The sequence below is a fragment of the Paenibacillus sp. LRG-1 genome (genome assembly GCF_057220305.1).
In genome coordinates, this window is the sequence record NZ_CM170126.1 from 2,067,554 (window position 1) to 2,081,988 (window position 14,435).

Sequence of the window (14,435 nt, forward strand, 5' to 3'; positions counted from 1 at the left end):
GCATGCTATATTTTGTTTGTAAACGAATTCATTATTGATAAAGTAAAATGTTAATTATATGGTACATGAGAGGGATGATAATCACAGCGGCAATCAACAACGGGTTGTGTACCGCACAGTTAAAGATTAGGCCGAGTGGTATGAAGTTATTTTAACACCAAATGTATGCGGTTTCATTTAAATTTAGGAGGGGTCGCGTTGATAAAGAAAAAAGGTTTTGCAATAGCAATGGTTGTTCTGTTGTTAATGATGGCTGCATTGACTGGTTGTGGCGGGGGAAGTTCCAGTAGTGATGGAAGCAAGGAACTGACATTCATGTTCCGTGGTGGAACAGATGAGCAAAAGGCTTATAAGGAAGTAATTAAGAAATTTGAAGCGGAACATCCTGGCGTAAAGGTTAAAATGGTCGTGACAGCAGCGGACCAATATGCTACAAAGCTTAGAGCTGCGATCACAGGAAATAATCTTCCAGATGTTTTTTATTTTAACCCTGGAGATGTGAAAGCTTATGTAAACAGTGGGGTACTGAAGAACCTCACCCCTTACATTGAGAAGAATAAGGATATAAACCTAGATAACATTTGGAAATACGGTGTGGATTTATATCGCTATGACGGTAAAATGGCCGGTCAAGGAGATATTTACGGTATGCCGAAGGACTTGGGTCCATTCGCACTTGGCTACAACAAAACGATGTTCGAAAAAGCGGGCGTGCCTTTGCCTGATAAAGACAAACCGTATACATGGGATGAGTTCATCAAGGTCAACCAAGAGTTAACCAAAGATACCAATGGTGACGGCAAGCCAGATCAGTACGGTACAGGCTTTAACGTTCAGTGGGCATTACAAGCCTTTGTATGGAGCAATGGGGCGGATTGGCTGGATGAGAGCAAAACCAAAGTAACGGTTGATGATCCGAAATTTGCGGAAGCGCTTCAGTACTTTGCTGACATGCAAAACAAATATAAAATCACACCTGGTATTGAACAATCGCAAACATTGGACACATACCAACGTTGGATGAAGGGCGAAATGGCATTCTTCCCGGTAGGTCCTTGGGATATGAGTACATTTGAAAAACTGCCATTCGAATATGATTTGCTGCCGTTCCCAGCCGGATCGACTGGAAAATCGGCAACATGGATTGGTTCCCTGGGTATCGGTGTTTCCTCTAAAACAAAATATCCAGATGAAGCTGTAGAACTGGTTAATTACCTGACCACTTCCAAAGAAGGAATGAAGCAGCTGGTAGATGCCAAGGTACAAATTCCGAATCTGCTGGACATGGCTGATGAATGGTCCAAAGATACGAAAACCAAGCCTAACAATAAACAGGAATTTATTGATATCGTAAATGACTATGGACGCTCATTACCAGGCAACTATACGTATAATGCAGAATGGTATGATATTTTCTTCACAGATATTCAGCCTGTACTGGACGGCAAAATTACGGCGGCAGATTATCTGAAGCAAGAACAACCGAAAATGCAGAAACTGCTGGATAAAGCGGTGGAGCAAGAGAAAAAATCACAGAAATAATGCGTAAATAGAGGAAAAAAGGATGATGTTAGTGGCTAAATATCATGCTGCTAACATCATCTTCATTCCAAATTAGAAACAGAGGTGAGCCCTGTGATAACCAAATCTAATCTCTACCGCAAAGAGAAGATATATGGATACTTATTTATTCTTCCACCTATTCTCGGTCTGCTAATCTTTACGTTATTCCCGTTTGTCTATTCGTTATACGGCTCTTTTACAGACTGGGACGGATTGGGACAAATGAATTTTATTGGTTTCGACAATTTTAAAGATTTATTTAGCGATGAGCTCTTTTATAAATCGATGTACAATACTCTTTTCTTAATGCTGGGTATTCCAATCGGTCTTGTACTAGCTTTACTGCTGGCACTAGGTTTGAATCGCAAGATTCCAGGTACGACAACATTTCGTGTGATTTACTATATCCCGGTTATTTCTTCGTTGGCTGCCGTTTCTATTATGTGGAACTGGGCATACAACGGAGACTATGGTTTGGTGAACCAATTCCTCGAAATATTCGGTATTAAGGGTCCTAACTGGCTGATGGATAAGGATACGGTCAAACCGGCCTTGATTCTCATGACCGTCTGGAAGGGTCTCGGCTATACGATGCTGCTATATTTGGCAGCCCTGCAAAGCGTGTCTCGCTCTTATTATGAAGCAGCAGAGCTAGATGGAGCTAGCGGATTCCAGATGTTCCGCAATATTACATGGCCAATGGTGAAACCAGTAACCTTCTTCCTGGTCGTAACTAATATCATTGGTGGTTCGCAAATCTTTACTGAAATGAACATTATGACACCTACAGGGGGTCCGGAATACTCGTCCGCCTCAATCGTCTTTTATATTTGGGATAAGGCATTTAAAAACCTGCAAATGGGATATGCCTCCGCGATGGCTATGATTCTCGGCATCTTCATTTTTATCGTAACTTTGATTCAATTCAAAATGAATGAAAAATCGTCCTTTGATGGGGATTGATTTTCGCGGAAAGGAGTGAGTCTGATTATGTCCCATAGTCAAAAAACGAAAGTTACCAATACCATTATCTTTATTGTACTAGCGATTGGAGCGATTGTGATGATCGCGCCGCTGCTTTGGATGCTGTCCACTTCGGTGAAAGAAAAGCAGGATGTCTTTGCTCTTCCACCAGTATGGATACCAGAGGTATTCCAGTTTGGTAAGTATAAGGAAATTTGGGAAGCAGGACCTTTGTTAAGCGGGATCAAGAACAGTGTGATTGTGGCTGTAAGTGTTACCGTTATAGGTACCTTTACATCCAGTGTAGCCGCTTTTGCATTTGCAAAGCTGAGATTCCCTCATAAAAATAAACTGTTTCTGGCACTCATCGCATCTATGATGATTCCATACCCAACGGTTATGATTCCACAGTTTATGATGTTTTCCAAACTTGGCTGGGTCGATACACTTTTGCCTCTGATTGTTCCAGGTTTGTTCGGAAATGTAGTTATGATCTTTTTCCTGCGGCAGTACTTGCTTAGTGTACCAGATGCCATTATCGAAGCTGCGAAAATTGACGGAAGTTCTTATTTCCGACTCTACTCGTCGATTACGTTCCCGCTCATTAAGCCAGCAGTTGCGGCACAACTAATTTTATGGTTCATGGGGATTTGGAACGATTATTTGGCACCGATTATTTACTTGAACTCACCAGAAACGCAGACACTGCAGCTGGTTATCGCGAATTTTAATGCGACTTACGCCATTCAGACGGACTATCCGCTTATCATGGCAGCATCAATTATAGCCTTGTTACCTGTACTGATTATATTCTTGATCTTCCAGAAACAAATTATTGAATCGGTTGCCATTTCGGGTGTCAAAGGCTAATTGACACTTGGAGGGTATGGATGAATGATGTAAGGCAGTCACAATATGTAATGGGTAAAGGAAGGAGGAGAATAACAGTTATGGTTATGCTGTTCATGCTGGGTCTATCCGGCTGTGGGGATAACACTCCGGACCCTGTGTATCCGCAGGCTCCGCCTCCCGATCACTTGTATGATCAAAGTACGATTAACGATGAACAGCGCTGGACCATTAACAATGCACATGACCCGGCGATTATCAAAACAGATCGAGGCTATTATGTCTACTCAACGGATGTAAAGACAGGTGGAGAATTGAGACCTGGTGTTATGGTACGCAAATCGACTGATCTGATTCACTGGAACTGGGTTCAGTATGCACTCCCCGGCATTCCAAAGGAAGCGGAGGCGTGGTCATCAGCAACCAATCTGTGGGCACCGGACATCATCAAGATGGGTGATACCTATCGGATGTATTACTCCGCTTCTACCTTTGGCAGCACACGGTCTGCGATCGGATTGCAGACATCCAGCTCCCCGGAAGGCCCTTGGAAGGATGAGGGGCTGGTCGTTAAAACGGGAGAGCATGACAAGCTGAATGCGATTGATGCCAATCCGGTGCTGGATGCAGAGGGAAATCCATGGATGGTATACGGCTCTTTTTTCGGCGGTATTTACATTACGCCGCTTGATCCCCTGACTGGAAAGCTTAAAGAGTCCGGCTATGGCAAAAATATCGCTTCCAGAGATCGGGCAACTGAGGACGGTGCTGTAGAAGGGCCTTACATTGTGTACAATCCAATGTTCCGTAAATACTACTTGTTCGTCTCGTATGATTCTTTGTTCGAGGACTACAATGTTCGCGTTGCTCGCTCAGATTCTATCACAGGGCCTTATGTGGACATGAATGGACATGACATGGCAGATACCAGCTATTTGCCTCAATACGAGATTGGAAACAAGGTATTGGGCGGTTATCGGTTCAGCGAAGGAGAAGGCTGGGTTGCGCCAGGTCACAATTCTGTCCTGAAGGACGGTGCGGATTATTATATTGTACATCATGCGCGGGGAGAAACGGACAAGAGCTGGCCGTACCTGCATGTACGCAAAATATTATGGACGGCAGAGGGCTGGCCGGTCGTCTCTCCGGAGCGCTATGCGGGGGAAAAGGAGCAGGATATACCCAAAAGGCTATTATCCGGCAACTGGGAGCGCATCGTGATAAGGCAGGAAGTAGATGGTCAGGTGGAAGCTGAACCGCTCCGTCTTGAAGATGGAGGGCGGGCAACCAGTGGTTCTCTTGAAGGTCACTGGAGCTTTGATGGCAAGCGTACTCTAACAATGGATTGGAGCAATACATCCGAAGGAACAAAGGAAGAACTGTTATTGCTTCCTTCATGGGACTGGGAGCTCGGTCGCCATACTCTAATTTTCACAGGTATGAATGAAAAGGGAATTTCCATCTGGGGAAAACGTATCAGCGATTAATTGTATGAACTACATACTACACATAGAGGAGAGAAAAACCATGAATCAATCTGTACCCTTTAATAATCCGGTCATTGAGCAACGGGCAGACCCTTGGATTTACAAGCATAGTGACGGATACTATTATTTCACCGGATCTGTGCCAGAGTATGACCGCATTGAGGTTCGACGATCAAGTACTATTCAAGGCTTGAGTACAGCAGAGCCTGTCGCAGTGTGGCACAAATATGAAACGGGCCCGTTAAGTGCGAACATTTGGGCACCGGAAATTCATTATATTAACGACAAGTGGTACATTTATTTTGCAGCAGCTCGTACAACGGAGACGAAGGAAGGCCTGTTCGACCATCGGATGTTCGTGCTGGAAAATGATTCAGCTAATCCTCTGGAAGGGGAATGGGTGGAAAAAGGACAGATCAAAACCCGTTGGGAGACGTTCGCTCTCGATGCGACAACCTTCCAGCATAATGGAGTTCTGTATTATGTGTGGGCTCAGAAGGACCCGGACATCGTCGGTAATTCCAATCTGTATATTTCTGAAATGAGCAATCCGTGGACGCTGCGCGGTGAGCAGATCATGATCTCTACTCCTGAATATGATTGGGAAATCATCGGTTTTAAGGTGAATGAAGGAGCAGCGGTTCTGAAACGGAACGGGCGGATCTTTATCAGTTATTCAGCTAGCGCCACAGACCACAATTATTGCATGGGCCTGTTGACAGCAGATGAGAATACGGATTTACTTGATCCGAAATCATGGACGAAATCACCTGAGCCGGTATTCTGCACCAATGAGGAAACAGGACAATTCGGGCCAGGTCATAACAGTTTTACGGTTGCTGCTGACGGTAGCGATGTAATCGTATATCACGCCCGAAACTACAAGGAAATTACTGGAGACCCGCTGTATGATCCGAATCGTCATACACGTGTTCAGCCGTTCAACTGGAAGGAAGATGGAACACCTGATTTTGGTATTCCAATACCAGATGGCGTTTCTGTTGATAAATAAGCGAAATCTATTATAGATGGTTGACGTGTTGCACAGCGGTACTGTAACTTTCTAGAAATCATAGGGAATTATGATTCGACTGCGTATAACAAGAGTAATAAGATATCTTCTGAGCCTTCAGGCTGGAGGGTATCTTTTTGCTTTTGGGACGGCAATGAGGACTCTTTTCAAAAACTTCGATTTCTGCTATATTTAAATCGTAATATTTACGAATTGATCAAGGGGTGGAAATCTCGTGAACGAGCGGATTGATCCGTTTACCGTTAAAAAGGTTGAATACCTGCTGAATGGCTATATTGCGCTAAAGGTGCCAGGCTACGTGCGTTCTGACGTGCGGCTCATTTATCAAATAGAGGATAACTGTTTGATCTTGACGGAGGAAAGGCCTTCTAATGAAACTGAGTCGTGGGATCGCACGGACATTGTCCAATTTCGCTGGGAGGAAAATCATTGGCATGTATATGCCCGGCAAGAGGCTGAAAGCTGGCAGCGCGTAAAAGAGATTGCACCTAATCCGTGCTTTGAAGAACAGCTCGAACAGGTAGAAATAGATCCAGCAGGTATTTTTTGGACAGGTTAACGAAGTGCAGAATGATAAGTTCGGAAGATGGAGGTAGTGGGAGTCGTCCCGTTAAACTATATATGGAAGTAAACAGGCTGACCGTAACTCCTTATATGGAAGTTACGGTCATTTGTTTTGTCTGGGGTGGCACTGTCTAGTTTACGTTTCCATGTCTTGTCATGGGGCTTGTTACGGGTACTGTAAATCAGGGTATGTGAAACACAGAGCGTGATAACGAGTGGGGAGCGGTGTGTAGTGAATGAGCAGCAACGTAATGACAGACAAAGGCGTATAGATGAGCAGTATCGACCGGAACCTGAGATAAGACAAGTAGAGCGGGAGTGTGAAGCATTGTATCCAAAAGGCAGATCCCGAATTGCACTGACAGGCGCCAGTGGTTATATCGGGCATAATCTGCTGCAGAGGCTGACTGAGCATGCAGATGTCATTGCCTTATCCCGCAGTGGAGATCAGCGTAAAAATACAGAGCACGTGGAATGGCGCTCGTGTGATTTTTTTTCCATGGAGGATGCAAATCAAGGATTACATGGAGCGGATTATGCCGTATATCTCATTCATTCCATGTTGCCCTCAGCGAAGCTGACACAAGGAACATTTGAGGATATGGATGTGATTTTGGCAGAGCATTTTGCCCGGGCAGCGCGTAATAACGGGGTGAAGCAGATTGTATACTTGAGCGGTATCCTTCCCGAGCATACAAGTGAGGATGAACTATCCCGACATTTACGCAGCCGTCTGGAGGTTGAGCGTGTATTGAAGTCTTTTGGAGTACCTGTAACCACAATTCGTGCAGGCTTGATCGTCGGCCCACAGGGTTCATCGTTTCCAATTTTGGTCAAGCTCGTTCGCAGATTACCAGTCATGATTCTACCTCGTTGGACCCGAACCAAGACCCACCCGATTGCATTGGAGGATATTTTGAATGCGCTGGATCGGAGCATCGGCAACCGTACTCTTGATGAACAAATTATAGACGTAGGCGGGCCGGAGGTTATGACATATAGAGAAATGATGCAAAGAACAGCGGAAATAATGGATAAAAAGCGTCGCTTTTTTAATGTGCCGTTGCTGACGATCAAACTGTCCCGCCTTTGGGTTACCCTAGTGACTGGAGCCCCCAAAGAGATGGCTTATCCGCTGATTGAAAGCTTGGCTCATCCGATGGTGGCGCAACGGAAACATAAGGTTCAAGGCATCAGCGATGGGAAGATTTCCTTTGACAAAGCAGCTCGAACCTCACTCGAGCAGGAAGAAGAATATCGGCATAAGAAGAATTCCCATAGCAAGTCCAAAAAGCCGTTAAAGTCAGCAATTCGATCATTAAAATCTGATGTACGCTCGGTGCAACGGATCAAACTCCCGCCTGGTAAGGATGCAACATGGGCCGGGGAACGCTATTTGGCCTGGCTTCCGGTCTTTGCAAAACCTTGGGTGCGTGTCGAGACAGGAGGCCCGGATACCTATCAGTTGTATCTCTTGGGTAGTCGAAAGCCGTTGTTAGAAATGATTTATGACCGTGCGCAGAGCACCTCTGAGTTTGCACTCTATCGAATCACAGGAGGTACTTTTGCCACTGTAAAGGAAGACCATCGCGGCAGGCTTGAGTTCCTGCAAATTCCCGGTACAAATATTTGTGTCGTAGCCATTCATGATTATGTGCCATCGCTGCCTTGGTTTATTTATAAATATACACAGGCCAAAGTACATTTGGGGGTTATGTATGCGTTTGGCAAGTATGTCAAGCGGTTGATTGATACAAATGTTTAATATTTTCCACGAGATGGAAGCTACAAATGTATGGTAAAGTGTAATATATACAAGGTTTTATCCAAATGTCCTATCCAAAGTCTCCTGTGCATACCGAATCCGAATCACACGAGGTGAGAAAAATGCTGCAATCGTTAAAAGCCATTGCTAATTACAGGAAAGAAAATGATCTGGCCTGGGATACACCGACTTGGTTAAAGCTGCTTGTTTCGGCTGAGGAGCGTATTGTAAATTTGGAACGCATTCGATCTATAGGTGAGTTAAAGGATGCGAATCCTGTACTGGATTACGTGGAGCGTACGTTGCTTATTTTGGACGGACTTCCATTGTCATTCTGGGTTAAAGAGCTACTGGAGGATGTATTGGTGTGGTCTGAGACAGCCAAAGGAGGTACAGTCCGCGAACGGCTACGCTGGCAGCATGAGGGCATTAATTTATTTGTACATAATATCGGCTCCTCCCAACTGTATGTCAGACAGGCCCAAGCGGAGTCCCCTGCGTACCCGCGCAATAGCATGACCCGAATTCTGATTGAGACGCATGGATTGATCGGGCAATATATACGGGGAGAAATTCCTTTTGCTGAAAATCGACTGCTGCTTGAAATTACTCGTAAGGGCTGGCTGAGCTCTGAGGAACTGGAGCTTGTTTTACGGGCCCTGAACGAGTGTATTATCGCCGGGGTAGAACCTGCATTATGGGACCAAGTACGCAGTGAAGTAGAGCAGCTGATCGGCTGGATTGCATGGGATAACGCTCCTGTAGTCTGGAGTGTAAAGGAGCGACTGGAGAGATTACGGTCGGTTTCGATTCATGAAGGAGAGCCGTTCGAGCAGGCTTACACAGAACTAGAGCAGGAGTTGAATGTAGAGAAGGCGCTGGCTCCGTTGGAGAATCGGACACTTTGGTATGTAGAATCAGCTTTGCAGGATTTTTCACTTCAAGAACTGGTAAAGGTATTCTTACTCACATTGAGGGATGGGACGGGGCAGGAACAGCCTGCGACCGTTCGCCATATCAGCTTCGAATCGCTTATGAATACGATGTATTATGACTATCGTGGTGTCAAGAAAATTAACGTATATAAAAAACGAATGATAGAAAAATATTTAAGTGCACTGTCCTGGCAGGACATCTCAAAAGGGAAACGGAAGCATAATCCTCATTTGAGTGTGATCGTGGAGCATAAAGAGGAGCTGCCGAGTACTGTATTTTTTAATTTTGTATTTTCATCTGCGGCTGAGAAACTAATCGATTTTTGTATTGAAGCAGAAAAAACGCCTCTGTATGACAAAGCAGTCCTGCTGCTGTTCGATCTGTTCGGATTACGGCGTGATGCTTATGATCGCTTTCACAATGAGGAAACATATCTTACAGATATGAACCAGACCGTAGATTATAAAAGGGTCATTTTAGATTACGTGACGGGAACCCGCATACTGGATATTGGACCCGGCGGGGGCGTGCTGCTGGATCTGATCGAACAGGAAAGACCAGATGCGAAGCCATTAGGTCTTGATATTTCTGTGAATGTCATTGAGGCACTTAAACGTAAAAAGCAATTGGAGCGCCATCGTTGGGATGTCATCAAAGGAGATGCGCTTCGGTTGGAGGAATATGTAGAAACGGGGAGCATGGACACGGTCATCTTCTCTTCGATTCTTCACGAGCTCTATTCCTACATCGAACGAGATGGAATTCGGTTCAATCCACAAACGGTGGAGGATGCTTTGCAGAGCGCCTATCGTGTGCTTGCACCCGGCGGGCGTATCATCATTCGTGACGGTATTATGACCGAACCAGTAGAGCAGCGCAGACGAATTCGATTCTTGGAGCCGGATGGAATGGAATGGCTGATGCGGTATGCGCAAGATTTTGCGGGACGCCACATTGAAATAGAGCGTGTGGGTGAGCATGAGGCTGTTTTGCCAGTGAACGATGCGATGGAATTTCTATATACCTATACATGGGGGGCGGAAGCCTATGTACATGAAGTGCAGGAGCAGTTTGGTTATTTTACCCCGTCACAGTATGAAGAGTGTATCCGTAACACACTTGGATCACAAGCGATTATCCGGGTGAGCCGCCATTATTTACAGGAGGGCTATGCCGAGGCGCTGTCCAGCCGTGTTGAGTTCATGGATGAGCAGGGCCAGCGGGTTCCTTTGCCAGACAGTACCTGTCTGATCGTGATTGAGAAGCCGAATAATAGGGCTGGAATTGCTGAATGATTTTTAATTTGAACAAGAGAATGCCTTCTGATTTGTGCCAAGCACGATTGGAAGGCATTTTTTAGAAAGCTAGTGGAGGTGTGTTCATGTATGTCCTCGCAGGTGGAAATATCCGGGTATGACCCGCAGTGGGCTGAAGAGTATATGCGAGAGCAAAGGAAAATTGTAGAGGCTCTCAAAGATGTATGTGTCGGCATAGAGCATATCGGTAGTACGTCCGTTCCTAATCTGGGAGCCAAGCCTATTATTGATATTATGGTTGGAGTAGAAGAGTTGGCAAGTCTTCAATCCGAACATCGAGAGCGTCTACAAGGGTTTCAATATGAATATGTACATAAGCCTGATTTTCCAGAGAGAGCTTTCTTTCGCCGTGGAGAATGGGGAGCTGGGACTCATCACTTGCATATTTACAAGTATAAAGGTGAGCATTGGGAAAACCATCTATTGTTCAGAGATTACTTAAAAGCGCATCCTGATAGCCTGCGAGCGTATGATACTTTAAAAAAAGATTTGGCGTGCCAATTCAAATATGACCGTGCAGCGTATACCGAAGCCAAAGGACCATTCATTCGGAAGGTGATTGAGCGGGCGAAGCTTGAAAGATATAGGCAGGGACAGATGAATTCTTAGTACGCATGGACAAGGTGGAGGAATGATGAAGAATATGATGCTTGATGCACAGGTAACGCCGAATGGTTTAAAAGACAGAATGATGCTGCTGTCAGCGCTGGACATTATATTGTCCCCAGAAGATTGGTTACGCACGTATCGTATGCAATCTGAATGGTCTGGTGATGTATGCCTGGGTGAGGTGAACAACGGCGCTGGAGATACGATTCATATGCTATGGACGCGTGGAGGTGTGCTGTTGAAGGGTTTTGACCACGAATCCCCTGTAAGTCCTCATGCGAGAGACGAATATGAGGTCTGGCCGGGCATGTACGACGGTGTGCCTGATGATATGATGGAGCTTTTGGAAGACGAAGCCCTGGAGAAGGAGGACGTTACCTTTTGTATGTGGAGGAAAGCGGAAGATAAGGAGTGGCGTATGGGCAATGCGAACATTCCCGAGGCGTATGACGATGGCTCATCCTTTTTGCTGGGGAAAATTATAGTTACACCGGAGGAATATCAGGATTGGGCTGAAAGTTATTATGAGTTGCCGATTTCTCTAGGGGTGGTAAGCCAGATTTTCAACGGCGTTCCGGTCACTGCACAGATGATCTCTGCGCTTCATCCACAGCGTAACGTTACGGAAGCGATAAAGGAGCTAAAGCAGCTTGGCGTTCAGGTGCATGAAAGCTAAGAATACAGATTTGTTTTTCTTGACAAGTTTTGTATATAATACAGGAGAAATGGCTGGGTAATCACCTCGAATTAAAGGAGCTGTGTTGAAGATGTCCAAACGTTTGATTCCTTACATCACGATGGATGGAAATGCAAAAGAAGCAATCGAATTTTATGAAGAGGCATTGGATGCTCAACTGCTTTTTATTCAAACCTTTGGGGAAATGCCGGAAAACCCCGATTTTCCCATTCCCGCAGAGGTCAAGGAACGTGTGGGACATGCTACCCTTAAAGTGGGTGAGACAGAGCTCATGTTTTCTGATACCTTTCCCGGATCACCGTTTAGCAGCGGGAATCAGGTGAGTATCTGTATTACAACCGATAGTGTGGAGCAAGCTCAAAAAATGTTTGATGCTCTACAGCAAGGAGGACAGGTGGGAATGCCTTTGCAGGAAACCCATTTTAGTCCCGCTTATGGGAATGTAACAGACAAGTTTGGTGTCACCTTTCAAATGTTCACAGAGGCTCGGTCTTAAGAAATGGAAAACGGCTCGATTCCGCTACTTTAGCGATCTGGCCGTTTTTTTTACGTATAGTTCAATTTCTAGAATAAATAATGATTTTATTATTGTTGAAATAGAAACAAAAATATATTATATTATGTTGTTAATGCACCAACGGGTGGGAGGACAGGCCATGAACAAAGAAGAACAGGTCATAATGGGTTTCAGGGACTTATATAACAAGATGGTTTGGCTTAATAAGGATAAGATGGAAGACAGTCTTAAGGGTTATAAGTCTTCTGAAGTACATTGCATCGAATACATTGAAAGAAATGTAGATTCCAACGTGACAAAACTTGCGGAGTCCCTTTATATGACTAGCGGTGCCATAAGTAAAATAACTAAGAAGCTCATAAAAAGAGGCATTATCGAAAGCTACCAGAAGCCGGATAACAAGAAAGAAATCTATTTTAGGCTTACGGAGCAAGGGAAAGTAATCTATAAAATCCATGAGGAACTGCACAAAGAGTTTCAAGAGCGGGATAAAGCTGTATTTGAGCAGGTAACTGAGGAGCAATTTAACAGTATGATTAGCTTCCTGGAAAAGTATAGTAGGCATTTGGATGCAGAAATAAAGAAACAGGGTGTAGATATTAAGTCGGAATAAATTTGAATAATGAAAATCAAACCACAGGCAGCTGGGTTCTATTGAGAACGGGCTGCATTTTTTTTGCTACTGTTTTGTTGCCGAGGAAGCAAAACTGTGATACGATATTTTTGATTCCGAGGAAGCAAAACAACAATTTTTAAGGGGAGAATTTAAGTGTTCAAATTTAGATCACACCATGAACAGAACACAGAACAAATTGTAGATAAACACGCTTTAATATTCGGCCTTATCTCTGTGTTTCTTTGCGGAATAGGCTTCAGTATCATAGCACCTGTCGTCCCATTCTTAGTACAGCCTTATATAAGCAATCCGGGACAACAAGCTATCGTTGTCACGCTGCTGACCTCTGTTTATGCCTTCTGCGTGTTTTTTGCGGCCCCCATACTTGGAGCTCTGAGTGACAAATATGGCCGTCGTCCATTGCTCTTAGTATGCCTTTTGGGTTCCGCAATCGGGTACTTGGTTTTTGGCATAGGAGGAGCTCTATGGGTACTATTTGTGGGACGCATAATAGAGGGGATAACAGGTGGGAGCATAAGCACGATCTTCGCATATTTTGCAGACATCATTCCTCCAGAACAGAGAACCAAATACTTTGGATGGGTGAGTGCGGTTGTAGGTGTAGGCACTGTCATTGGCCCAACTCTAGGCGGATTACTTGCCAAGTTTGGTTATTCTGTACCTATGTATTTTGGAGCAATCATAACTTTATTGAATGTTGTTTATGGATTCTTTTTTATGCCAGAGAGCCTTGCCAAGAATAATAGACTGAAAGAGATTACCTTTGTAAGACTGAATCCACTTACACAGCTTGCAAACATACTTTCCATGAAAAGCTTAAGAAGGCTACTTGTCTCGGCGTTCTTACTTTGGATACCCAACGGATCTTTACAGGCCGTTTTTTCACAATTTACAATGGATACCTTCGGTTGGAAGCCTGCACTAATCGGACTTATGTTTTCAATTATGGGCTTCCAAGACTTCATTTCACAAGGTTTCATCATGCCAAAGCTTTTGATAAAACTTAATGATAAACAGATAGCAATTCTTGGAATGGTTTCGGAGATTATAGGCTACAGTCTTATTGCGCTATCTACTTTGTTCTCATTCTATCCTCTTTTTATCGCTGGAATGTTTATATTTGGTTTTGGTGATTCGATCTTTGGGCCTTCATTCAATGGGATGCTCTCCAAGTCTGTCGATTCTAGTGAACAAGGAAGGATTCAAGGAGGTAGTCAATCTATTCAGGCTTTAGCAAGAATGATTGGGCCTATCATTGGAGGTCAAATCTATGTATCACTTGGTCATGCCGCACCCGCTTTTATGGGTATGATACTTATAGCAGCGGCAATACCAGTTTTATATAAGCGAACGCAAGTAAATGAGGATTTTGCAAAAATCCCATAAGCGACTTCCAATGAACAAGATATAGATCGAAATGGTATAGTTCGTCTATATCTTGCACTTCGGAGCGACTGGAATCGAATTTTGCAAAATCCTGAAATATGTAAACTATCTAC

General features: G+C 44.4%; 13 protein-coding genes. All 13 read left to right on the top strand.

Annotated features, from left to right (window positions below; all coding sequences use genetic code 11):
• Positions 1–198: 198 nt before the first annotated feature.
• Positions 199–1,542: an ABC transporter substrate-binding protein gene (locus ACUUJN_RS09320; RefSeq protein ID WP_023988070.1), complete on the top strand. Its 1,344-nt coding sequence runs from the start codon at positions 199–201 to the stop codon at positions 1,540–1,542.
• A gap of 93 nt (positions 1,543–1,635) precedes the next feature.
• Positions 1,636–2,526, top strand: coding sequence for a carbohydrate ABC transporter permease (locus ACUUJN_RS09325; protein ID WP_023988071.1), 891 nt, complete (start codon positions 1,636–1,638; stop codon positions 2,524–2,526).
• Positions 2,527–2,553: 27 nt separating this feature from the next.
• Complete coding sequence (locus ACUUJN_RS09330) at positions 2,554–3,396, top strand: carbohydrate ABC transporter permease (protein WP_023988072.1); 843 nt, start codon at positions 2,554–2,556, stop codon at positions 3,394–3,396.
• Positions 3,397–3,476: 80 nt separating this feature from the next.
• Positions 3,477–4,862 carry a family 43 glycosylhydrolase gene (locus ACUUJN_RS09335; protein ID WP_484669741.1) on the top strand — a complete coding sequence of 462 codons (1,386 nt, stop codon included), beginning with the start codon at positions 3,477–3,479 and terminating at the stop codon, positions 4,860–4,862.
• A 40-nt stretch (positions 4,863–4,902) separates the two neighbouring features.
• Positions 4,903–5,874 carry a glycoside hydrolase family 43 protein gene (locus ACUUJN_RS09340; protein WP_484669521.1) on the top strand — a complete coding sequence of 324 codons (972 nt, stop codon included), beginning with the start codon at positions 4,903–4,905 and terminating at the stop codon, positions 5,872–5,874.
• Between the two features lie 235 nt (positions 5,875–6,109).
• Entirely contained in the window at positions 6,110–6,454 is a 345-nt protein-coding gene (locus ACUUJN_RS09345; protein WP_233903857.1) for a DUF3024 domain-containing protein, read from the top strand.
• A 237-nt stretch (positions 6,455–6,691) separates the two neighbouring features.
• Positions 6,692–8,224, top strand: a complete 1,533-nt coding sequence (locus ACUUJN_RS09350; RefSeq protein ID WP_305954065.1) for an NAD(P)H-binding protein — start codon at positions 6,692–6,694, stop codon at positions 8,222–8,224.
• Between the two features lie 122 nt (positions 8,225–8,346).
• Entirely contained in the window at positions 8,347–10,455 is a 2,109-nt protein-coding gene (locus tag ACUUJN_RS09355; RefSeq protein ID WP_484669522.1) for a class I SAM-dependent methyltransferase, read from the top strand.
• A 90-nt stretch (positions 10,456–10,545) separates the two neighbouring features.
• Positions 10,546–11,085 (top strand): GrpB family protein, encoded by a 540-nt coding sequence (locus ACUUJN_RS09360; RefSeq protein WP_484669523.1) that lies wholly within the window; start codon positions 10,546–10,548, stop codon positions 11,083–11,085.
• Positions 11,086–11,110: 25 nt separating this feature from the next.
• On the top strand, positions 11,111–11,761 hold the full coding sequence (locus ACUUJN_RS09365) for a hypothetical protein (protein ID WP_076294902.1): 651 nt from the start codon (positions 11,111–11,113) through the stop codon (positions 11,759–11,761).
• Between the two features lie 91 nt (positions 11,762–11,852).
• Entirely contained in the window at positions 11,853–12,278 is a 426-nt protein-coding gene (locus ACUUJN_RS09370) for a VOC family protein (RefSeq protein WP_053325184.1), read from the top strand.
• 160 nt (positions 12,279–12,438) lie between these two features.
• A complete protein-coding gene (locus tag ACUUJN_RS09375) occupies positions 12,439–12,912 on the top strand; it encodes a MarR family transcriptional regulator (protein ID WP_076294901.1) in 474 nt (157 codons plus the stop codon).
• A 156-nt stretch (positions 12,913–13,068) separates the two neighbouring features.
• The gene (locus tag ACUUJN_RS09380) at positions 13,069–14,322 is read left to right on the top strand and encodes an MFS transporter (protein ID WP_076294900.1); all 1,254 of its coding nucleotides are present in this window, start codon (positions 13,069–13,071) and stop codon (positions 14,320–14,322) included.
• The last annotated feature ends 113 nt before the right edge of the window (positions 14,323–14,435 follow it).